Annotated in this window: 13 protein-coding genes; 6 read left to right on the forward strand and 7 right to left on the reverse strand. The window is 74.4% G+C overall.

From position 1 onward, the window contains the following. Nucleotides 1-124: 124 nt before the first annotated feature. The 3 genes from ACF9IK_RS31410 to ACF9IK_RS31420 form a co-directional block, all read right to left on the reverse strand. Nucleotides 125-1,486: a carotenoid oxygenase family protein gene (locus ACF9IK_RS31410; RefSeq protein WP_395297451.1), complete on the reverse strand. Its 1,362-nt coding sequence runs from the start codon at nt 1,484-1,486 to the stop codon at nt 125-127. Between the two features lie 103 nt (nt 1,487-1,589). Beyond that, on the reverse strand, nt 1,590-2,033 hold the full coding sequence (locus ACF9IK_RS31415; RefSeq protein ID WP_395297452.1) for an SRPBCC family protein: 444 nt from the start codon (nt 2,031-2,033) through the stop codon (nt 1,590-1,592). Nucleotides 2,034-2,266: 233 nt separating this feature from the next. Further along, a complete protein-coding gene (locus tag ACF9IK_RS31420; RefSeq protein WP_395297453.1) occupies nt 2,267-2,833 on the reverse strand; it encodes a TetR/AcrR family transcriptional regulator in 567 nt (188 codons plus the stop codon). 259 nt (nt 2,834-3,092) lie between these two features. Here ACF9IK_RS31420 and ACF9IK_RS31425 point away from each other — a divergent pair, with 259 nt between their 5' ends. From ACF9IK_RS31425 to ACF9IK_RS31440, 4 genes are all read left to right on the forward strand, one after another. Beyond that, the gene (locus ACF9IK_RS31425) at nt 3,093-6,449 is read left to right on the forward strand and encodes an amino acid adenylation domain-containing protein (protein WP_395297454.1); all 3,357 of its coding nucleotides are present in this window, start codon (nt 3,093-3,095) and stop codon (nt 6,447-6,449) included. Then, nucleotides 6,446-12,106, forward strand: a complete 5,661-nt coding sequence (locus tag ACF9IK_RS31430; protein WP_395297455.1) for a non-ribosomal peptide synthetase/MFS transporter — start codon at nt 6,446-6,448, stop codon at nt 12,104-12,106. The genes ACF9IK_RS31425 and ACF9IK_RS31430 overlap by 4 nt, the downstream gene beginning before the upstream one ends. 84 nt (nt 12,107-12,190) lie before the next feature. Next, nucleotides 12,191-12,400 carry an MbtH family protein gene (locus tag ACF9IK_RS31435; protein WP_395298728.1) on the forward strand — a complete coding sequence of 70 codons (210 nt, stop codon included), beginning with the start codon at nt 12,191-12,193 and terminating at the stop codon, nt 12,398-12,400. 67 nt (nt 12,401-12,467) lie between these two features. Then, nucleotides 12,468-13,721 carry a condensation domain-containing protein gene (locus tag ACF9IK_RS31440; RefSeq protein WP_395297456.1) on the forward strand — a complete coding sequence of 418 codons (1,254 nt, stop codon included), beginning with the start codon at nt 12,468-12,470 and terminating at the stop codon, nt 13,719-13,721. 106 nt (nt 13,722-13,827) lie between these two features. Here ACF9IK_RS31440 and tnpA read toward each other — a convergent pair whose 3' ends face one another. After that, nucleotides 13,828-14,244: an IS200/IS605 family transposase gene (tnpA, locus tag ACF9IK_RS31445; protein WP_395292292.1), complete on the reverse strand. Its 417-nt coding sequence runs from the start codon at nt 14,242-14,244 to the stop codon at nt 13,828-13,830. Between the two features lie 25 nt (nt 14,245-14,269). Here tnpA and ACF9IK_RS31450 point away from each other — a divergent pair, with 25 nt between their 5' ends. Both ACF9IK_RS31450 and ACF9IK_RS31455 read left to right on the forward strand, forming a co-directional pair. Then, entirely contained in the window at nt 14,270-15,484 is a 1,215-nt protein-coding gene (locus ACF9IK_RS31450) for an RNA-guided endonuclease InsQ/TnpB family protein (protein ID WP_395298430.1), read from the forward strand. Between the two features lie 410 nt (nt 15,485-15,894). After that, nucleotides 15,895-17,661: a N,N-dimethylformamidase beta subunit family domain-containing protein gene (locus tag ACF9IK_RS31455; RefSeq protein ID WP_395297457.1), complete on the forward strand. Its 1,767-nt coding sequence runs from the start codon at nt 15,895-15,897 to the stop codon at nt 17,659-17,661. A 32-nt stretch (nt 17,662-17,693) separates the two neighbouring features. Here ACF9IK_RS31455 and ACF9IK_RS31460 read toward each other — a convergent pair whose 3' ends face one another. The 3 genes from ACF9IK_RS31460 to ACF9IK_RS31470 all read right to left on the reverse strand — a co-directional run bounded on the left by ACF9IK_RS31460 (nt 17,694) and on the right by ACF9IK_RS31470 (nt 21,503). Beyond that, entirely contained in the window at nt 17,694-19,811 is a 2,118-nt protein-coding gene (locus tag ACF9IK_RS31460; protein WP_395297458.1) for a molybdopterin-containing oxidoreductase family protein, read from the reverse strand. A 65-nt stretch (nt 19,812-19,876) separates the two neighbouring features. Continuing rightward, complete coding sequence (locus tag ACF9IK_RS31465; RefSeq protein WP_395297459.1) at nt 19,877-20,665, reverse strand: DNA alkylation repair protein; 789 nt, start codon at nt 20,663-20,665, stop codon at nt 19,877-19,879. Between the two features lie 136 nt (nt 20,666-20,801). Continuing rightward, nucleotides 20,802-21,503 (reverse strand): hypothetical protein, encoded by a 702-nt coding sequence (locus ACF9IK_RS31470; RefSeq protein WP_395297460.1) that lies wholly within the window; start codon nt 21,501-21,503, stop codon nt 20,802-20,804. Between the last annotated feature and the right edge of the window lie 9 nt (nt 21,504-21,512).

Raw genomic sequence — 21,512 nt, forward strand, 5'->3', positions numbered from 1 at the left:
GAACCCGCCGATGCGCCGAGCCCGCCTCGGCGGCAGGGCCGAAGGCGGGCTCGGTGTCGCAGGGGGCGGTGTCGCAGGGGGCGGTGTCGATGTGCTCGCGAGGGCGCCGGTGCAGGGCGGGCGATCAGGCGAGGTCGGCGTCCGCGATCCACGAGCCGTGGATCATCGCCGGCACGCGGCGCGGCAGGTGGACGGTGGCGACGGGCGGGACGGAGAGGTCGGAGGCGTCGAGTACCAGCAGCTTCGAGGCGTTCAGGTTGAGGTCGCTGACGACGGTGAGCAGGTAGCCGGCGTCCTCGTCGGTGGCGCCCGCGGCCGGGACGAACACGGCCTCGCTGGGCAACTGCCCGGTGCCCACCGGCAGCAGCTGCCGGGTGCCGGTGCGGCGGTCGTACTTGACCAGGGTGTGGTTGCCGACACCGCGGTCGTCCGGGAAGGAGAGCGCGTACTGGTAGCGGTGCTCGCGGCCGGTGAAGGCGTCGTTGATGGTCGGGAACTCGACGGTCAGGTCGTCGGTCTGCTCCTCCCGAACGGTGCCCGCGGCCAGGTCGACCGTCCATCGGCGGCTGCGCGAGCCGGAGTTGGGCTCGGCGCCGCGGTCGGGCGCGCCGACCCACCAGTTCCAGGAGCGCTGCCAGCCGTCCCGCCCGACGCTCGGACCCTCGACGACGATCCGGCCGGCGCCGTCCTCGTAGGCGTTGGCCAGGTGCATGGCGTAGCCGGGCAGGAGCGGGAACCAGCGGATCTTCGCCGCGCCGTCGGCGCCGCGCGGCATGACGCCGATCCGTGCGGTCTGCGCGTCGTCCCAGGCGTAGGGGATGCCCGAGTGCTCGGACGGGTCGAAGGTGACCGAGCCTTCCAGGAAGACCACGTGGTTCTCGGTGACGGCGAAGTCGTGCTTCAGCGCGGCGCTGGCGCCGGGGACCTCCTGGCTGGTGAGCACGGTGCCGTCGGGGGAGGAGACGTGGTGGATGAGGTAGGGCGGGAGCGGTGACGAGGCGAAGAAGTGCAGTTCGCAGGTGGCCGGGTCCTCCTTGGGGTGGGCGGTCATGGCCGAGGTGAGGCGGCCGTTCCAGTCGAAGGCGCCGACCGTGTCCAGCTCCCGGGTGAGCTCGAACGGCAGGTTCGCCTCGCAGAGGGCGAGCAGGCGGCCGGCGTGCTCGATGACGTGGGTGCCGGCGGTGGAGGCGGTGAGGTCGGGGCCGTGCTCGGTCAGGTAGGGGGCGCCGTCGAGGGCGGGGGTGTGCACCCAGCGGTTGCGGTACCACTCGGCGCGGCCGTCGCGGAGTCGGATGCCGTGCACCATGCCGCTGCCCTTGAACCAGTGGGTGGGGGTGATGCCGGGCTTGGGGTTGTGGCTGTTGCGGACGAGCCGACCGGTCAGCTCGGGCGGCAGGGTGCCCTCGACGGTGAGCCCGGTGGCGGTGAGCTCGTCGGCCACGGGGGTGTAGTGGCCGGTCAGGTACGGCTTGGCGGTGGCGGTCATGGCGCAGTCCTCGGTGGTCGGTTCGGGCTCGGGGCGAGATCGTCGGCGGTGCGCGGGTGCGTGCGGGGGGGTGGGGGGTTCAGGACAACAGCCCTCGGTGGGGTCAGCGGCGCTCGGCCTCGGCCTTGAGGTGGTCGAGCCAGGCCTCCAGAGACGCCCGCAGCGCGGCCTCCAGCTCGGCCGGCTGCGCCTCGACCGGCGCTCCGGCCCAGGACTCCTCGGTGTGGACGGTCACCGCGCCGTCCGTCTCCTCGAACGTCCAGACGTGGACGCCGTCGATGCCGTTGGCGGGGCCGCCCCAGACGATCCGTCGGCCGGGGACGAGCTCCAGGACGGTGGAGGTGATGTCCAGTCCGTGGGTCAGCCACCGGAAGGAGGCGCCGGGGGCGAGCGGGCCGTCCAGGCGGGCCCGGTCGACGTCCGGGAGCCAGGCGGCCCAGGAGTCGACGTCGGTGTGCAGGGACCAGACGACGGCGAGCGGCGCGTGGACGGTGGTGGTCACGCGGGCGATGGCGGGGGCGTTCTCGTCGATGGTGTGGACGGTCATGGCGGGCTCTCCTTCGAGGGGAATGGGCGGGCGGACGAGTGCGGCGCCGGGCCGTAAAGCGCTGTTCGTACCGATTTCCGTACGGGTGCGACCGCCCGGAGTTGAATGTGTGGTTGACCACTCACTCTTATGGTCAAAAGGTGGGCGGGGCAGCGGCCCGCCGGGGGAGTGCGGGCCGCCGCCCCGCCGTGCGGGGTGTGGCTGTGGGGCTCGGAGCCCGGTGTTGCGGTGGGTCAGTAGTGCGTGATCCCGGCCGACAGGGTGCGCGTCCAGGGTGCGTCGACCTCCTCGGCGCCCATCGACACCAGCAGATGGCAGAGCATGCCGGTGGCGAAGAACTCCTGGATCTGCCGTTCGTCGCCCCCGGAGGCGCCGCGGACGTACTCGACCGTGCGGGCGTAGCCCGCCCGGACGGCGTCCCGGATCGCCGGCTCGGAGACTGCCGCCGCCTGGGCGTGCAGCTGGACGAGCATCAGGTCGTTGTCGCTGATCAGCTTGGCGTAGGCGTCCCCCATGGCGTGCAGGACGGCCTCCGGTGCGCTGCTCGCGGCCTGCGCCGCGCCCTCCTCCAGGCTGCCCCGGACCTGGGTGAAGCAGTGTTCGACGACGGCGACGAACAGGGACTCCTTGTTCGGGAAGAGGCGGTAGACGTAGGCCTGCGAGATGCCGGCGGCCTTGCCGACCTCGGTGGTCGTGGTGCCGAAGTACCCCCGCGAGGCGAAGGCTCCGATCGCGGTGCGGAGCACCGTCTCCCGGCGCTCCTCGGCCGTGGACAGCTGGCGGGGGCGTTCGTTCTTCATGTGAGTACTCAATCACTCACATCTGCCCGAGTCAACCCTCCGTCAGTTCCGCCGACGGTCCGGCGGCCGCCCGGCGGTTAGCTGGTCCAGACCATTGACGCTCGCCGATCCGGCTCCCTAGCATGATCCGCACTGCGGCGGCCATACGGGGGCCCGCCGCCTCGCCGAGCGCGCAGCTCCCTCCCACCGACAGGGCACGCGGCCGAGCTATGACCTGGCCCTGTCGTCGTCGCCGACCGCGGGGCGGGCCACGAGGAGCATGATGAGCACGTCCGTCCAAGCGTCCGACCATGGGTCTGCCCACACGTCCGTCCAGCGTTCCCTCCAGGGTTCCGACCACGACTCCGTCCACGACTCCGACCGCGGCTCCGCGCAGGCGTCCCGGCCGGGCGGCGCACCGGGGGGCGTCCTGACCGTCGGGCAGGAACGCCTCTGGTTCCTGGACCAGTTGGACCCGGGCGATCCTTCCTACAACATCCCGCTGGTGCTGCGGCTCAGCGGCCGGCTGGACCCGGCGGCGCTGCGCACCGCCCTCGACGGCGTGGTCGCCCGGCACGAGGCGCTGCGCAGCCGCTTCCCGAACGAGGACGGCCTTCCGTCCGTCGTGGTGGAGCCGCCGGCGCCGGTCGTGCTGGAGGAGGCCGACCTGCGGGACCGCCCGCAGGGCCTGCCCGCCGCGCTCGCCGAGCGCACCAACCGCGGCTTCGACCTCGCCCGCGGCCCCCTGCTGCGCGCCGCCCTGCTGCGCACCGGCGAGGACGAGCACGTCCTCTGCCTGGTCGTCCACCACATCGCCGCCGACGGCTGGTCGCTCGGCCTGCTGCGCACCGAACTCGCCGACCGCTACGCCGCCCTGCGCGCCGGCCGCCCGCTCGACCTGCCGCCGCCGCCCTCGTTCCTGGCCCACGCGGCCGCCGAGCGGGCCCGGCTGGCCGGCCCCGAGACGGTGGACGCGCTCACCTACTGGCGCGAGCGGCTGGCCGACGCGCCCGCCCTGGAGCTGCCGCTGGACGTGCCCCGGCCGGCCCGCCCCAGCAGTGCGGGCGCCTTCCACACCCGCGTCCTGCGCGGTATCGGCCCTGAGCTGGAGGCCTTCGCCCGTGCCCGCCGGCTGACGCCGTTCATGGTGCTCGCCGCCGCCCATCAGGCGGTGCTCGGCCGCTGCACGGGCCAGGACGACTTCTGCCTCGGCGTGCCCACCGCCGCCCGCACCACCGTCGAGGCCGAGCAGGTGATCGGCTACTTCTCCAGCGCCCTGGTGCTGCGCGCCGACCTCTCCGGCACCCCGACCTTCGCCGACCTGCTGCGCCGTACCCGCTCCGGCTGGCTCGGCGCGCTCGGCCACAGCCAGGTGCCGTTCGAGCAGCTCACCGAGGAGCTCCGGGTGGAGCGCGACCCGGGCCGCACCCCGGTCTTCCAGACCCTGCTGACCGTCCACACCCAGAGCGGCGGCGCGCTGGACGAGCACGCCTTCGCCGACCTGCGCTGCACCGAACTCGACGGCGGCTACACCGCCGCCAAGTTCGAACTCACCCTGGACGTCCGGCAGGACGGCGCGGACCTTCAGGCGATCTTCGGGTACCGGACCGACCTGCTGGACGAGGCCTGGGTCACCCGGCTCGGCCGCCGGTTCGACACCCTGCTGCGCGCCGCCCTCGCCGACCCGGACACCCCGGTCCACCTGCTGCCGCTGCTGGACGCCGCGGAGCTCGCCGAGGCCGGCGCCGCGGAGGCCGGACCGGCGCTGCCGCCGCACCCGGGGACGGTGCTCGCCGCGATCGACCTCGCCGCCGCCGAGCAGCCCGGCGCGACCGCCCTGGAGAGCCGCGAAGGCCGCCTCAGCCGGGCCCGACTGGCAGCGGAGTCGCTCCGGTTGGCGGCCCGGCTGGCCGCCGCCGGGGTGCGTCGCGGCGACCTGGTGGCATTCTGCCTGCCGCGGGGCCCGCACGCGGTGGTCACCATGCTGGCCGCCTGGCGGGCCGGCGCCGGCTACCTCCCGCTGGACCCGGAGTACCCGGCGGCCCGGCTGGCCTTCATGCTGGCCGACAGCGGCGCCGCCGTCCTGGTCACCACCGACGGCCGCCCGGTCGAGGGCCTGCCCGCAGACGTCCCGGTGGTCCCCGTCGTCCCGGCCGGCGCAGCCGTCGCGGTCACCCCGGCGGCGGAGGACGCACCCGAGGACACGATCCGCCCCGACGCCGCCGTGCGCCCCGAGGACCCGGCCTACCTGATCTACACCTCCGGCTCCACCGGCACCCCCAAGGGCGTGCTGGTGCCGCAGCGCGCGCTGGCCGCCCGGGTCGCCTGGATGCGCGAGGGCTACGGCGTCACCGCCGCCGACCGGGTCCTCCAGTTCGCCTCGCTGAGCTTCGACACCTGCGCCGAGGAGGTCTTCCCGGCGCTCGCCGCCGGCGCCGCCCTGGTGCTCGCCGAACCCGGCGCCGCGCTGCCCGACCAGCTCGCCGAGCCCTCCGCCGCCGGGCTCACCGTGCTCGACCTGCCCACCCCGTACTGGCACCGGCTCGTCGCCGACCTCGACGCCACCCCGTGGCCGGCCGGCCTGCGGCTGCTGGTGCTCGGCGCCGACCAGGTGCAGCCCGAGGCCGTCGCCGCCTGGCGGGTGCGCTTCGGGGACACGGTCCGGGTGGTCAACTCCTACGGGCCCACCGAGACCACGATCATCGCCACCACCGCCGACCTCGGCGCCGCGGACGCCGCCGCCCGGCCGCCGATCGGCCGCCCGATCGGTGCCACCACCACCGCCGTCCTCGACCGGCACGGCACCCCGGTGCCGCCGGGCACCCCCGGCGAGCTGGTGATCGGCGGAGCGGGCGTCGCCCTCGGCTACCTCGGCCGGCCCGGCGCCACCGCGCGGGCCTTCGTGCCCGACCCGGACGGCCCGCCCGGTGCCCGCCGCTACCGCACCGGCGACCTGGTCCGGCGCCGCGCCGACGGCGCCCTGGAGTTCCTCGGCCGGATCGACAGCCAGGTCAAGCTCCGCGGCTACCGGATCGAGCCCGGCGAGACCGAGAGCGCCCTGCTCGCCCTGCCCGGCGTCGGCCAGGCCGTGGTGACCGTCCGCGGCGACGCCCTTCTCGGCTACGTGGTGCCCGCCGCCGGCGAGCCCACCCCCGGGCCGGACGCCCTGCGCACCGCGCTCACCGCCGTCCTCCCCGGCCACCTGGTGCCCAACGCCCTGCTGGTGCTGGACGCCCTGCCGTTGACGCCCAACGGCAAGCTCGACCGCGGCGCCCTGCCCGCCCCCGACACCCGGCCCGATCTGCGCGCCGCCTACCTCGCGCCGCGCACCGAGGCCGAGGAGCTGGTCGCCGAGGTCTGGCAGGAGGTGCTCGGCCTCGACCGGATCGGCGCCCTCGACGACTTCTTCGACCTCGGCGGCCACTCCCTGCTGGCCACCCGGGTCGTCGCCCGGATCCGTGCCGCCGTCGACCTCGCCGTGCCGCTGCGCACCCTCTTCACCCACCGGACCGTGACCGCCTTCGCCGACGCCGTCGAGGCCGCCCTGGTCGCCGAACTCGCCGAGCTGTCCGAGGACGCCGCCGAGGAACTGCTCGCCGCGCAGGACTCCCCGGAAGGGACCATCACGCCGTCATGAGTACCGAGACCCCCGTCGCCGGAACCTCCGTCGCCGGAGCGGGCGCGTTCCCCGAGGCCGAGCCTCCCAGGGCCGAGCCCCCCGCGGCGTGGCTCTCCGCCGCCAAGCGGGAGCTGCTCAGCCGCCGCCTCAAGGCGCGCACCGCCCCGAAGCAGGCCGTCCCGCGCCGCCCCGAGGGTGCACCGGTGCCGCTCTCCTACGCCCAGGAACGCCTCTGGTTCATGGAGCAGTTCGCGCCCGGCACCGCCGCCTACAACATCCCGGTGGTGCGCCGGCTGCGCGGACCGCTCGACACCGCGGCGCTGCGCCGCGCGCTGGACGCCTCGGCCGCCCGGCACGAGACGCTCCGCTCGCGCTACCCGGCCACCGAGGACGGCCGCCCGGTGCTGGAGATCGTCGAGCCGGGCCCGGTCGAGCTGGCCACCGCCGAGGCGGCCGACGACGAGGAGGCCGGCCGGCTGGTCGACCGGGCCGCCGCCGTCCCCTTCGACCTCGAGAACGGGCCGTTGCTGCGCGCCCTGCTGGTCCGGACCGCCGTCGACGACCATCTCCTGCTGCTGGTGGTCCACCACAGCGTCAGCGACGGCTGGTCCAGCGAGGTACTGGTCGGCGAGGTGCTGCGCGGCTACGCCGCGTACACCGCCGGCAAGCCCGATCCGCTGCCGGAACTCACCGTCCAGTACGGCGACTTCGCCATCTGGCAGCGCGAGCGGCTGAGCGGCGAGCGGCTTGCCGCCGAAGTCGCCCACTGGGCCCGTGAGCTGGCCGGCGTCGAACCGCTTCAGCTGGCGGTCTCCCGGCCCCGCCCGCCCCGGCAGACCTTCGACGGCGCCGGCTACGGCTTCCGCGTCGAACGCGAGCTGCTGGACCGGCTCACCGCCCTCGGCAAGCAGCACGACGCCACCGTCTACATGGTGCTGCTGGCCGCCTTCCAGGCCCTGCTGGCCCGCTACAGCGGCCAGACCGACTTCGCCGTCGGCTCACCCATCGCCGGCCGACCGGAGCCCGAACTGGAGCCGCTGATCGGCATGTTCGTCAACGTGCTGGCGCTGCCCGCCCGGCTCGGCGGCGACCCCTCCTTCGCCGAACTGCTCCGGCGCACCCGGGAGACCTGCCTGGAGGCCTACGCCCACCAGGAGCTGCCCTTCGCCCAGCTGGTCACCGAACTGAAGGTGCCCCGGGACGTCAGCCGGCCGCCGGTCTTCCAGGCCGTCCTGGCCGTCCAGAACTACGCCACCACCCGTGAGGGGATCGGCGAGCTCCCGCTGGACGTCGAGCCGTCCGGCGTTCGGGCCAGCGGCACCCGGTTCGACCTGGAGCTGTTCCTCCAGGAGTGGCCGGACGGCCTGGCCGGCGCCTTCAACTACAACACCGACCTGTTCGCCGAGGAGGACGTCGCCCGCCTCGGCGGCCACCTCGGCCGCCTGCTGGAGGCCGCCGCCACCCGGCCCGACGTTCCGCTGTCCACCCTCGACGGCCTCGCCGAGGACGAACGCGCCTTCGAACTGGAGGAGTTCAACCGGACCGCGACCGACCACCCGGACACCACGCTCACCGCGATGATCGCCGAGCAGATCGCCCGCACCCCGGACGCCGTCGCCGTCTCCTTCGAGGACGCCCCGGTCCTCACCTACCGCCAACTCGACGCCGCCGCCGACCGGATCGCCGCCCGCCTCGTCGCCGAGGGCGTCGGCCCCGGCAGTCTGGTCGCGATCAGCGCCGAGCGCTCGCCCGAACTCGTCGCCGGCCTGCTCGGCGTGCTGCGCACCGGTGCCGGCTACACCCCGCTGGAGCCCGAGTACCCGGCCGAACGGCTCGCCTTCCTGCTGGAGGACAGCGCCGCGCCGGTCCTGCTCACCCAGCGGCGGCTGCCCATCCCCAGGGGCTGCACCGCCCGCGTCCTGCTGCTCGACGACCCCGCCGAGTGGCCCCGGGCCAGGAACCGCCCGGCCGGCCCGACGCCCGGTGACACCGCCTACCTGATCTACACCTCCGGCTCCACCGGCCGTCCCAAGGGCGTTCCCAACACCCACCGCGGCATCGCCAACCGGCTGCGCTGGATGCAGGACGCCTACCGGATCGGCCCCGGTGACGCCGTCCTGCAGAAGACCCCGGCCGGCTTCGACGTCTCCGTCTGGGAGTTCTTCTGGCCGCTCGCCACCGGTGCCCGCCTGGTGCTGGCCAAGCCCGGCGGCCAGAAGGACGCCGCCTACCTGCGCGACCTGATCGCCCGGGCCGGCGTCACCACCGCCCACTTCGTGCCCTCGGTGCTCACCGTCTTCCTCGCCGAGGAAGGCCTGGAGAAGTGCGCCCCGCTGCGCCGCGTCGTCTGCAGCGGCGAGGCCCTCCCGCCCGACACCGCACGGGAGTTCACCGCCCGGCTGCCGCACTGCGCCTTGGCCAACCTGTACGGTCCCACCGAGGCCGCCGTCGACGTCTCCGCCTGGGAGTGCGAGGGCCCGCTGGAGACCGTCCCGATCGGCCTGCCGATCGACAACACCCGCCTCTACGTGCTGGACCCGGCGCTTCGCCCCGTCCCGCCCGGCGCCCCCGGCGAACTGCACATCGGCGGCACGGCCGTCGCCCTCGGCTACCACCGCCGGCCCGGCCTCACCGCCGCCCGCTTCGTCCCCGACCCGTACGGTCCGCCCGGCTCCCGGCTCTACCGCACCGGCGACCTCGCCCGCCGCCGGCCCGACGGCACCCTGGAACACCTGGGCCGGATCGACCAGCAGGTGAAGATCCGCGGCCTGCGGATCGAACCCGGCGAGACCGAGGCCCTGCTGCGGGCCCGGGACGGCATCGCCGACGCCGCCGTCGTCGTCCGCGAGGACACCCCCGGCGACAAGCGTCTGGTCGGCTACCTCGTGCTGCACCCCGGCGCGGAGGAGCCCGACCCGGCCGCGCTGCGCGCCGCGCTCAAGCAGTCGCTGCCCGACCACCAGGTGCCCACCGCCTACCCGGTGCTGGACGCGCTGCCGCTGACCCCCAACGGCAAGCTCGACCGCCGCGCGCTGCCCGCCCCCCGGGTGCGCCGCGCAGGCGCCGGCATCCTCCGACCCGAGACCGAGGCCGAGCGGGTGCTCGCCGGGATCTGGGCCGAGGTGCTCGGCGTGCCCGAGGTCGGCACCGACGAGGACTTCTTCGACCTCGGCGGCCACTCGCTGCTCGCCACCCAGGTGGTCGCCAAGGCCCGCAAGCGCCTCACCGAGGCCGGCGCCCGCCCGATCAGCGTGATGGACCTGTTCACCTGCCGCACCGTGCGCGACCTCGCGGCCCTGGCCGACCTGTCCGAACATGACCGCGGCCCGCGCAGGCTGCTGCACCGGCTCACCCGTGCGGTGCCCGCCGGGCGCCGTCGGCTCACCCTGGTCTGCGTCCCGTACGGCGGCGGCAGTGCGGTGGTCTACCAGCCCGTCGCCGACCTGCTGCCGGCCGACACCGAGCTGTGGGCGGTCGCCATTCCGGGCCACGACGTCGGCGTCACCGAACAGCACCTGCCCTTCGACGAACTCGCCGGGCAGCTCGCGGAGGAGATCCGCGAACGGGTCGAGGGCCCGCTGGTGGTGTACGGCCACTGCGGCGTCGGTACCGCCCTGGCGGTCGCCGTCGCCCGGCTGCTGGAGGCCTCCGGCCGCGAGCTCGAAGCCGTCTACGCCGGCGCGCAGTTCCCCTTCGCCAGGCCGCGGAGCAAGGTGCTGACCGGGCTCAGCAAGCTGGCCTCGCTGGAGCCGTTGCTCGGCGACCGGGTCTACGTCAACTGGCTCACCGGCATGGGCGTCGACACCTCCGAACTCGACCGGGAACAGATCCGGTTCATCGTCGGCAACATGCGCCGCGACTCCAAGGCGGCCGAGGAGTACTTCACCCGGGCCATCGCCGAGGTCGACGCCGGCGCGCCGCGGCTCAGGGCCCCGTTGGTCTCGCTGGTCGGCGACCGCGACCCGGCGGCCGACTTCTACCAGGAGCGCTACCGCGAGTGGCTGCTGCTCGCCGAGCGGTCCGCCGTCGCGGTGCTCGACCAGGGCGGCCACTTCTTCGTCAAGTACCGGGCGGACGAGGTCGCCGAGGCCGTCACCACCGTCCACCGCGCCGTCCTGGACGGCGAGACCGACCGGCTGCCGGCGCACGGGCCGGAGGCCTCGTGGTGGTTCCACGGCGAGACGGGTCCGCCCACCCCGCCGGCGGTCGGGGCTGCGGCCCCGCAGGCCCCGCAGGCCCCGGAGACCGTCCAGACCGCCCAGGCCCCGCAGGCTGCGCCGGTCGACGACGGGCCGCAGCCCAGCATGGGCCGCTTCCTGGCCGTGGCCGCCGGGCAGTTGGTCTCGATCACCGGCTCGGCGCTCACCGAGTTCGCGCTGCCGATCTGGATCCTGCTGGAGACCGGCTCGATGGCCCGGTACGCGCTCTACGCCGTCGTCGCCATGCTGCCCGGCATCCTGGCCGGCCCGGTGGCCGGGGCCCTGGTCGACCGGCTGGACCGGCGCAGGGTCATGCTCGCCGGCGACATCGCCGCCGGCGCCACCCAGGCCGGGATGCTCGCGCTGCTGCTCGCCGGGCAGCTGCACTCCTGGGAGGTCTACGCCCTGCTCGGCGTGCTCTCCGTGGCGCTCACCTTCCAACGGCTCGCCTACGCCTCCGCGGTGCCGCAGATCGTGCCCAAGCAGTACCTCGGCCACGCCAACGGCGTCGTCCAACTAGCCTTCGGGGCAGCACAGTTCGTCGTGCCGCTGGTCGCGGTGGCGCTCATGGCGGCGATCGGCCTGCGCGGCATCCTGATCATCGACGTGGCCAGCTACGCGCTCGCCGTCGGCATCCTGCTGGCGGTCCGCTTCCCCCGGACGCTGCCCTGGACCCGCCGTGAGTCGCTGGTGGAGGAGATCAAGCACGGCTTCGAGTACTCCTGGCGCAACCGGGGCTTCCGCTCCATGCTGCTCTGGTTCGCCGGCCTGAACGTCTTCCTCTCCCCGCTGTTCCTGCTGGTCACCCCGATGGTGCTGGCCTTCTCGGACCTCGCCGGCGCCGCCTGGGTGGCCGTGGCTGGCGGCGCGGGAGCGCTGCTCGGCGGCATCGCGATGGGCTTCTGGGGCGGCCCCCGCCGACACCGGCTGCGCGGCATGCTCGGGCTCGCCGGCCTGCTCTCCGCGGCCTGCGCCGTCACCGGCCTGCACGCCGGCCTCTGGGTGGTCGCCGCCGGGGCGTTCGGGATGTCCTTCGCACTCTCCCTCGTCAACGGCGTCTACTCGACCATCGTCCAGGTCAAGGTGCCGCAGCGGTTCCACGGCCGGGTCTTCGCCCTCAACACCCTGGTCGCCTGGTCCACCCTGCCGCTCGGCCACGGTGTGATCGCCCCGCTCGGCTCCGCGCTGTTCGGGCCGCTGATGGACGACGGCGGCGCGCTCGCCGGGGTGTTCGGCCCGCTGCTCGGCACGGGGCCCGGCCGCGGCATCGCCCTGATGTACCTGCTGTTCGGCCTCGCGATGCTGGTCCTGGTCGCGGTGGGCCTGCGCCTGCCGGCCCTGGCCCGGTTCGACCGTGACGTGCCCGACGCCGAACCGGACGACCTGGTCGGCCTGCGCGAGCGCGCCCGCGCCGCGGCGGCCCGCCGGGCCGAGCGGCCGGAGCCGGTCGCACCGTCGGCGCGGGCCGGCGGCTGACCCCGCCCGCAGCCCCGTTCGAGGCCCCGTCCGCAGCCCCCCCCCCCCCGGGCCCCGTCCCGTACCGAGGAGTACACCGTGAGCATGGCAGCCCACTACCAGGTGGTCGTCAACGACGAGGAACAGCACGCGCTCTGGCCGGTCGGCACCCCGCTGCCCGCCGGCTGGCGGGCCGAGGGCTTCACCGGCAGCGAGGAGGAGTGCAGCGCCCACGTCGACGAGGTCTGGCCGGACATCCGCCCGCTCAGCCTGCGCCGCCGGACGGCCGGGCCGGCGGCCGGGGCGGCCGAGTGAGCGGCCCCGGCGCGGGGCACGGCGACGCGCGGTCCGGCGGCGCCCGGCGCGGCGGCGGGCGGTGCGGATGAGCACACCGGCCCGGCCCACCAGGCCCGCCCCGACCGTCCTGCCCGTGCGCTTCGCCGGCAGCCGCACCGGCGAAGGCCCGCTCACCTGGGGCCAGCGCGCCATCTGGCACGCCATCGGCCGCACCGCGCCCAACGACCACTACTTCAACCTGGCCCGGGTGCTGCCGCTCGCCGAACGCGGCGCCGGCGTCCCCGAGGAACGGTTCACGGCCGCGGTCGCCGCGCTGGTGGCCCGGCACGAGGCGCTGCGCACCCGGCTGGACGTCGCCGACGGCGAGCCGCGCCAGCGTCTCCACGACACCGGCCGGCTGGACGTCGCCGTGGCCGACGAGCCCGACTCCGACCGCACGGGGCGGGCCGCCGCGGAGCTGCTGGCCCGCCTGGCCGGCACCCGCTTCGACTACCGGGGTGAGTGGCCGGTGCGGATCGGCGCGGTCCGAAGCGGCGGCCTGGTCACCCACGCCGTGCTGGCGCTCTGCCACCTCGCCGCCGACGGCCACGGAGCCGAGCTGCTGGTCCGCGACCTGCGGCTGCTGATCCGACGCGGCGCGGCCGGCCGCCCGTGCACCGACACCCCGCTCGACCTCGCCCGTGAGCAGCACGGCCCGGCCGGGCGGCGGCGCGGCGAAGCCGCGCTGGCCCGCTGGGAGGCCGCCTTCCGGCGGATGCCGCCCACGATGTTCCCGCGGCCGGTGGCCGAGCCGCGCAGCCCGCGGTTCTGGACCGGCCGGCTGGTCTCCCGCGCCCTCGGGCGGGCCACCGACACGCTCGCCGCCGCCCACGGCGTCAGCGGCTCCACGGTGCTGCTGGCCGGCTGCGCCGTGCTGGTGGCCGCCGACCAGGGTCACCCGCTGGCGACCGTGCTGCCGATCGCCGGCAACCGCGCCGTCCGCGACCACCGGGAGCTGGTCGGCACCCTCTCCCAGGACGCGCTGTTCGTGCTGGACCTCCCCCCGGACGCCCGGACGACCTTCCCCGACCTGCTGCCGGTCGCCTGGCGCGCCGCGCTGGCGGGCTACCGGGCCGCCGCCTACCACCCGTCCGCGTGGGAGGAGCTGCGCGAGCGGGTGGGCCGGGAGCGCGGTACCGAAGTGCACCCGTACTGCTGCTTCAACGACATGCGGCTGGTGGACCGGCCGCTCCCGGACGGGCCGCCGGCCACGGCCGAGGAGCTGGCCGCCGCCCGCACCGAGAGCACTCTGGACTTCCCGGCCACCCAGGAGCTGGTGGCGTGCCGCTACCTGGACTAATCGCAGTGCACCGGGCTTCAGCCCGGTGGTGAAGCGATTCTGAACCCTGCTCTGACCTGTGCGGTGGGCACCCTCCCGCACTGTGGACGGTGCCCACCGCAGACCGTCAAGCCGGACGGTTCTGCTGCTCGATGTACTGCCGGACTATCGACAGCGGCGCGCCGCCGACTGATCCGGCGAAGTACGAACCGGACCACAGACGCTGTGCCCGCCAGTAGTGCTTGACCAGCTCGGGGTACTCCTGCCGCAGCCGGCGCGAGCTGACGCCTTTGAGCGAGTTGACCAGCTTGGACAGGGCGACCTTCGGCGGGAAGTTCACCAGCAGGTGGACGTGGTTGTTCTCGCCGTTGAACTCGACCAACTCCACCTCGAAGTCGGCGCACACGTCCCGCATGATCTCTTCGAGCCGGGTCAGATGCCGCTCGGCGAACACCTTGTGACGGTACTTCGTCACGAAAACCAAGTGCGCATGCAGGGCGAAAGCGCAGTGCCGACCAGTGCGGATGTTCTGATACTCAGCCATAAACCAAAATGGTACGGTGCTGACCGTGCAGCTCAGGTACAGCTTCCGCGTGTACCCGAACGGGCCTCAGCGTTCCGCGCTGGCCAGGGCGTTCGGGTGTGCACGGGTGGCCTTCAATGATGCCCTCCGGGCACGTGAGACCGCCCGCGCCGCCGGGCTGCCGTTCATCCCGTCCGGCGAGCTGTCCAAGCAGCTCACGGCCGCGAAGAACACCCCCGAACGGGCATGGCTCGGCGAGGTGTCCGCCGTGGTGCTGCAACAGTCCCTCCGGGACCTGGACACCGCCTACCGGAACTTCTTCGACGGCCTCAAGGGCATGCGCCCGAAGATGGGACCGCCCCGGTTCAAGTCCCGCAAGGACACCCGGCAGGCGATCCGCTTCACCGCGAACGCCCGATGGAAGATCACACCGGGCGGCGACCTATCGCTGCCGAAGATCGGCGACGTGCGGGTGAAGTGGTCCCGCGCCTTGCCGTCCGTGCCATCCTCGGTGACGGTGATCAAGGACAGCGCAGGCCGGTACTTCGCCGGCTTCGTTGTCGAGACGGACCCCGAGATCCTTCCCGAGACCGAACCGGTCACCGGTCTCGATCTCGGCCTCGGACACTTCGCCGTCCTCTCGGACGGGCGGAAGATCGACGCCCCGAAGTTCCTCCGGCGCGCAGAGAAGAAGCTCAAACGCGCACAGCAAGCCCTGTCCCGTAAGGCCAAGGGCAGCAAGAACCGCGAGAAGGCCCGTCACAAGGTCGCTCGCAACCACGCACGGGTGGCCGACGCCCGGCGCGAGTTCCACCACCAGGTCTCCACCGGACTGATTCGCGAGAACCAAGCAATCGCGGTGGAAGACCTGGCGGTCAAGGGACTCGCCCGCACACGGCTCGCCAAGTCCGTGCACGACGCCGGATGGTCGGCGTTCGTCACCATGCTGGAGTACAAGGCCGCGAAGTACGGCCGGAACCTGATCAAGATCGGCCGCTTCGAGCCGACCTCCCAGGTTTGCTCCCACTGCGGCGTCAAGGACGGCCCCAAGCCGCTGAACATCCGCGTCTGGCAGTGCCAGGCGTGCGGCGTCTGGCTGGACCGGGACGTCAACGCCGCCGTCAACATAGCCACGGCCGCCGGACTGGCGGTGTCAGCCTGTCGAGCGCGGGTAAGCCGGGGACCCGTCCCCGCACAGCGCGAAGAAGCAGGAACCCACCGAGACGGTCAGACGACCGTGGTAGGAATCCCCGCCCTTTAGGGCGGGGAGCGGAAGTCAATGCGTCCACCTCACCGGCGCCCGCGACACCCTGACCGTCACGCTCACCGCCGACACCGCCTACCTGCCGCCGGACGCGATCCTGGGCCACCTGCGGGCCCTGGAGGAGCTGGTGCTCTCCTCGGCCGCCGGCCGGCCGCCCAGGCTGGCCGAGCTGCCGGGGCTGCTGGCCAGGGCCCGGGAGGCCTGATGACCGGTGACCTCGTGCCCCTGCCCCCCGTCGCGCCCGCCTCCCCGTCGTCGCCCGCCGTCCTGTCTCCGGCTCCGGCCCCGGCCGAGCCCGTGGTGCCGAGCCGCTCGCCTGGGCCGGGGCCACCTCCTGCCCGCAGGGCGGGCGGCTCCGCTTCCACCTCGCCGCAGGCGACACCGGTGGGCCGCTGCGCGGCCGGGTCGTGGTGACCGACGCCGTCACCGACGAGGTCCGGCTCAAGGCCCCGGTGGACGGCACCGGCTGGGTGCTGGACGTGCCCGCCGAGTGGCCCAGCTCGCTCTACCGGGCGACCTTCCACGACGACCGGCGGGAGGTACCGGCGCCGGCCGTCGACGCCGAGCACGAGGTCTGGTTCGTGGTCCGCGCCGCCCGGCCGGGCGCGGGCAGCGCCGTCCTGGTCTCGATCCCTTTCGCCACCTGGCGCGCCTACCACCGGGCCGGCGAGCCGGGCCGCGGCCTCTACTACGCCGAGCAGCCCGACCGCGCCGCCCGGGTCCCCCTCGCCGCCCCCGGCGGCGGGCCGCCGCCCGAGCGCTGGGAGGAGCCGCTGCTGCGCTGGCTCCCCGCGGCCGGCTACCGGGTCGAGTACTGCTCCGGTCTGGACCTGCACGGCGGCGGTGGACTGCTCGCCCGCTACCGACTGCTGGTGGTGAACGGCCACGACGAGTACTGGTCGGCCGAAATGCGCGACAGCGTCGAGGAGTTCGCCCGTCGAGGCGGCAACCTGGCGTTCTTCGCGGGCAATACCTGCTGGTGGCAGATCCGGTTGGAGGACGGCGGCCGGACCCTGGTCTGCCACCGCGACGCCGCCGCCGACCCGGTCACCGCCACCGACCCGCGCCGGGCCACCGTCGAGTGGTCCAGCTCGCCCGTCGACCGCCCGGAGAACACCCTGACCGGCGTCAGCTTCCGGGCCGGCGCCGGCGCCTGGGGCGACGGCATGGCCGTGATCGGGCGCGAGTCCTACACCGTCCGCTTCGCCGACCACTGGGTCTTCGCCGGCACCGGGCTCGCCGACGGCGAGACCTTCGGCCGCGGCGCCCTCGGCTACGAGACCGACGCGGCCGAACTCGACTGGTCCGCCGGCGTCCCCAGGGCCACCGGCCGGGACGGCACTCCGCGCTCCTTCGCCGTGCTCGCCACCGCCGACCTGCGGCACTGGCGCCGTCACGGTCAGGGCGGCTGGGCCACCCTCGGGGTGTTCCGGCTCGGCGCGGGCACCGTCTTCAACGCGGCCACCATCAACTGGGGCCGGGCGCTGGGTGATCCGGTGGTCGACCGGATCACCCGCAACGTCCTGGACCGGCTCGGTGCCGCCGCCCCGGCCGAGCGCTGGCACGTGATCGGCCCGGCCCGCGGGCTGCGCGCGCTGGCCGCCTGCGAGGGGCTGCTCTTCGCGGTCTCCGCCGACGGGACGGCCCTGCTGCACCGCGAGCCCTCCGACCAGAACCTCCCCTGGCAGCCCTGCGGACCGGCGCCCGGGATCCGTTGTCTGGCCGCCCCGCGCGAGGCGGCCGGCCCGCTGCCGCTGGCCCTGCTCGCCGTGACCGAGGACGACGAACTGCTCCACCGCGACCCGGTCCCCGGCCCCGCCCCCTGGAGCCCGGCCGGACGGGTGCCGCCCGGCACCACTGCGCTGGCACTCTGCGACGCCGGGCTCTTCGCCGTCACCGGCCACGACGACACCCTGCACCACCGCTCCGCCCTCGCGCCCGACGCGCCCTGGCGCCCGCTCGGTCCGGCCGCCGGCGCCCGCGCGCTCGCCGTCCTCGACGGGCGCCTCCACGCCCTCACCCCGGACGGCCTGCGGAGCCGCCCGCCCGTCCCGGACGCCACCCCGTTCGCCCCGCCCGTCCCCTTCCCCGCGGCCACCGCCCTGACCGGCCACGCCGGCCGCCTGCTGGCCCTCGGCCGAACGGGCCACCTGCTCAGCCACCCGGGTCACTGACCGGCCCGCCGGGGCCGACGGGCGGCGACGGCTCAGGGGGAGCGGGTCACCGTGCAGCGCAGGCCGCGGAAGGTGGACGAGCCCATCTCCGGGTTCTCGTCCTCGTTGCTGGTCAGCAGGTTGACGTTCGCCTCGCGCCAGCCGCCGTCGGCGCCGCGCTCCGGGTACCACCAGGCGGCCGGTGCCACCACCACATCGGGGGCGATCTTGTCGGTGACCCGCACCCGCAGCCGGATCCGCCCGGTGCGGGTGGCGAGCTCGGCCCAGTCGCCGTCCGCCAGGCCCTCACGGGCGGCGGCATCGGGGTGCATGTCGAGCAGGGGCTCGGGCTCCTTGCCGCGCAGCGACGGCAGGTCGCGGAACTCGGAGTTGAAGTAGAACGGAGAGTGCGCGGAGGTGAGCAGGTAGGGGCCGTCCTCGGGGCTGCCGACCGGTGGGCCGGCGACCGGCAGCGGCGGGTAGCCGAAGGCCCGGAGGGCGTCGCAGCGCAGGCCGACCTTGCCGCTGCGGGTGCCGAAGCCGCGCTCGCGGTACTTGTGGTAGACCAGCGGGGTGGCCCGGTAGTGGAGCTCGGCCAGCTGCCGCCAGTCCATCCCGATCGGCTCCAGCCGGGCGTCCAGCGAGTCCCGGGCGTCCGGCCAGAAGTCGGCGGACAGGCCGAGCCGGTGGGCGAGTTCGGTGAGGATCCACTCGTCCGAGCGGCTGTCGCCGACCCGTGCGAAGGCCTGCCGGGCCGCGACGTAGTGGGCGTGCTCGACGATCTGGTCCCGCTCCAGCCAGCCGCCGACCGGGAGCACCACGTCGGCCATGGCCGTGGTCGGGGTGAGCCGGAGGTCCGCCGCGGCGAGGAAGTCCAGCCGCTCCAGGGCCTTCCGGACGCGGTCGGAGTCGGCGTAGTTGAGCAGCAGGTTGCTGCCGTGCACCAGCATCGTGGTGACGGGGTGCGGGGCGGCCGGGTCGAGCACGGCGTCCCAGACCGAGCCGGGGTGCGCCCAGCCCGACATGGCGAGGATCCGGTGCCGGTCGCCGCCGAGCCGCTTGGCGGCCTGCTCGGGGGCCAGCAGCTCGGCGCGCGGGAAGGAGCGCCGGCCGTCGATGCCGGGCGGGTCCCAGAGGACGTCGCCGCCGGGCCGGTCGAGGTTGCCGCAGATCGCCGAGAGCAGCAGGACGGCCCGGCAGGTGTGGAAGGAGTCGCGGTGCTGCTGCGGCCCGGTGCCCAGCTCGATGGCGGCGCTCGGCGCGGCCGCGTACGCGAGGGCGGTGGCCCGGATCTGCTCGGCGGGTATGCCGGTCCGCTCGGCGACCGCCTCCGGGGTGTAGTCGGCCACGTGGGCGGCGAGGTCCTCGAAGCCGACGGTGAACTTCTCGACGAACTCGTGGTCGTAGGCGTCGGCCTCGATCACCGTGTAGATCATCGCGAGCGCCAGGGCGGCGTCCCCGCCGGGCCGGACCTGGAGGAACCTCTCGGCGCGCGAGGCGAGTTGGGTGCGCCGTGGGTCGATCACGATCATCCGGGTGCCGTCCCGGACGGCGGCGAGCAGCCGGGTGCCGATCACGCCGTCGCCGTGGGTGAGCGCCTTGTTGGAGCCCCAGAGCAGCACCAGGTCGGGCCGGCCCTCGTAGTCGCAGAAGGTGAAGCCGCCCGCGGTGAGGATGCCGGCCATCACCCGCGGGTAGAAGCAGACGTGCGCCGGCCCGAGCACGTTGGGCGTGCCGAAGCTGTTGGCGAACCGGAAGACCCATTCCTGGTAGTTGCGGTCGGTGCCCTGGGCCAGCACCACCGACTCGGGACCGTGCTCGATCCGGGCCCGGTCGAGGGCGGCGGCGATCCGGTCGAGTGCCTCGTCCCAGCCGATCTCGCGGAACTCGCCGCTGCCGCGCGGTCCGGTGCGCAGCAGCGGCGTGGTCAGCCGGTCGGGGTGCTTGAGGTGCTCCAGCGAAGCCCGCCCCTTGGCACAGAGGAACCCGTGGTTGTTGGGGTTCTCCGGGTCGCCCTCGATCGCCGTGAGCCGGCCCCCGTCGACGGTCACGACGGCGCCGCAGCCGCCGTGGCACATCCGGCAGATCGTCCGGTGCCGGCCGTCCTCGGCGAGCACCTGGACGACCGGGAGCGGCCGGTGGTTCCGGTCGGCGGCACTCTGCGTGGTCATGCGGTCCTCCGTGGTCGGGGCGGGAAGCGGACGGGTCGGCGCGAGGAGCGGGAGGGCGGGGCCGGTCAGCCGCGCGGGCGCCGCCCGGTGTGGAAGGCGTGGTCCGCCAGCAGTGCGCGGCAGGTCTCGTCGTCGACCGGCCGGATCGCCTCGCGCAGGGTGAGCCCGGAGACCCGTGGCAGCCGTTCGCGCAGCCACCCGGCCACCTCCTCCGGGTGGTGCTTGGCGCCCTCGCGCAGCGCCCAGCCGAGCGCCTTGCGCACGAAGAACCGGGTGTCGGTCAGCAGCGGGTCGGCGAGCTCGCCGAAGTCCTGGAAGTAGTGCGGGAACTCGCCCGGGTCGCGCAGGGCCAGCAGGTAGGAGAGGATTCCGCCGCGCCGCACCCACTGGTGCTCGTCCCGGCTCCAGCGCAGGAAGTCCTCGCCCGTCTCGGGGAGCCGCAGCAGCAGGGCGCCGGCGCCCTTCGGGGCGATGAGGTCGACGTGCGCCCACGTTCCGCACTCGCGCAGCAACTGCTCCAGGTAGACGACGTCCTCGCGGACGAGCAGGTCGGCGCGGTTCTCCAGGAGGAGGGCGGCACAGGAGCGGGACTCGTGGACGGGCGGGGCCCAGAGCTCCTCGGTGAGTTCCAGCAGGGTCTCGCGGTCGAGGCCGGGATGGCGGCGGACGAAGTTCCGCACCAGGGTGCGCATGGCGGGCAGGGGCACCCCGAGGTGCTCCAACTCGCTCTTCAGATAGGCCTTCTCACCTTCGGCCCGGCCGGGCACGGCGCTGTCCTCCAGCTCGGACCGGAGCCGGTCGGCGAGCACGGGGGCGGGCGGGGCTTCGAGGGACTGCGGGGGCTTGCGGGTCACCGATGGTACTCCGGGTCGGACGGGGCCGGACGGGCCGGGCGCGGGGCCCGACCCGTCCGGACGCGGGTGGTTCTGTCTCTCTGACGCTACGTCAATTGGCTTCGGACGTAACCGTCGCTCCTGCTCTTCGGCCGGGTCAGCTGGCGTCGTGGTAGGGGAACCTGAGCTCGCCCGCCCACAGGTACTCGGAGGCCGGGCGGCCGCTGCGGCCCTCGGTGTAGCGGAAGACGTCCTGCCAGATCGCGCTGACCTTGTCGTTGCGGTAGGCGATGCTGGGGCCCTGCTGGTCGTACCAGCGGACGATCTCCAGGAAGAACGGGCCGGTGGCGTCCTCGCCGAAGTAGACGATCGCGCGGTCGCCGGTGGTGAGCTTCTCGTCCCGCAGGGTCGGCCAGTCGCGGGCCATCAGCTCGTGGAACTCGGCGACCTTGTCCGGGCGGACCAGGTAGTGGGCGAGCCCGGTGTAGGCGTCCTCCTCCGGGAGGTCGGGCTCGTCCTGGTGGTAGCCCATCCGGTGGACGATCGGGTAGTCGACCGGCGGCCGGCCCTCGCGGGCCTCGGTGATGGCGGCCATCTCCTGCCAGATCGCGTTCACCTCGGGTGTGTTGAAGGCGCGGCTGACCGCGTTCTCGTCCACCCAGGTGACGATCTCGAAGAACACCGGGCCGTGCTCACTCTCGCTGTGGTACACGGTCGCGGGCTCGTCGGTGACCAGCCCGTGGGCCTTCAGGGTGGGCCAGTGCTTGGCGATGATGTCACGGGCCTGCTCGGCGCAGCCGGGCTTGACCATGTACGTCGCCATCATGTGGGTGGACAGCACCACGGGGGACTGGGACATCGGATGACT

The organism is Kitasatospora hibisci (assembly GCF_043950205.1).
In the GTDB taxonomy this organism is placed as follows: Bacteria; Actinomycetota; Actinomycetes; order Streptomycetales; family Streptomycetaceae; genus Kitasatospora; species Kitasatospora hibisci.

Excerpts from the sequence above, each read along its gene's own strand:
- ACF9IK_RS31440 (WP_395297456.1), top strand. The coding sequence starts at position 12,468 with ATGAGCACACCGGCCCGGCCCACCAGGCCCGCCCCGACCGTCCTGCCC.
- ACF9IK_RS31435 (WP_395298728.1), top strand. The coding sequence starts at position 12,191 with ATGGCAGCCCACTACCAGGTGGTCGTCAACGACGAGGAACAGCACGCG.
- ACF9IK_RS31415 (WP_395297452.1), bottom strand. The coding sequence starts at position 2,033 with ATGACCGTCCACACCATCGACGAGAACGCCCCCGCCATCGCCCGCGTG.
- ACF9IK_RS31420 (WP_395297453.1), bottom strand. The coding sequence starts at position 2,833 with ATGAAGAACGAACGCCCCCGCCAGCTGTCCACGGCCGAGGAGCGCCGG.
- ACF9IK_RS31430 (WP_395297455.1), top strand. The coding sequence starts at position 6,446 with ATGAGTACCGAGACCCCCGTCGCCGGAACCTCCGTCGCCGGAGCGGGC.
- tnpA (WP_395292292.1), bottom strand. The coding sequence starts at position 14,244 with ATGGCTGAGTATCAGAACATCCGCACTGGTCGGCACTGCGCTTTCGCC.
- ACF9IK_RS31410 (WP_395297451.1), bottom strand. The coding sequence starts at position 1,486 with ATGACCGCCACCGCCAAGCCGTACCTGACCGGCCACTACACCCCCGTG.
- ACF9IK_RS31470 (WP_395297460.1), bottom strand. The coding sequence starts at position 21,503 with ATGTCCCAGTCCCCCGTGGTGCTGTCCACCCACATGATGGCGACGTAC.
- ACF9IK_RS31425 (WP_395297454.1), top strand. The coding sequence starts at position 3,093 with ATGATGAGCACGTCCGTCCAAGCGTCCGACCATGGGTCTGCCCACACG.
- ACF9IK_RS31460 (WP_395297458.1), bottom strand. The coding sequence starts at position 19,811 with ATGACCACGCAGAGTGCCGCCGACCGGAACCACCGGCCGCTCCCGGTC.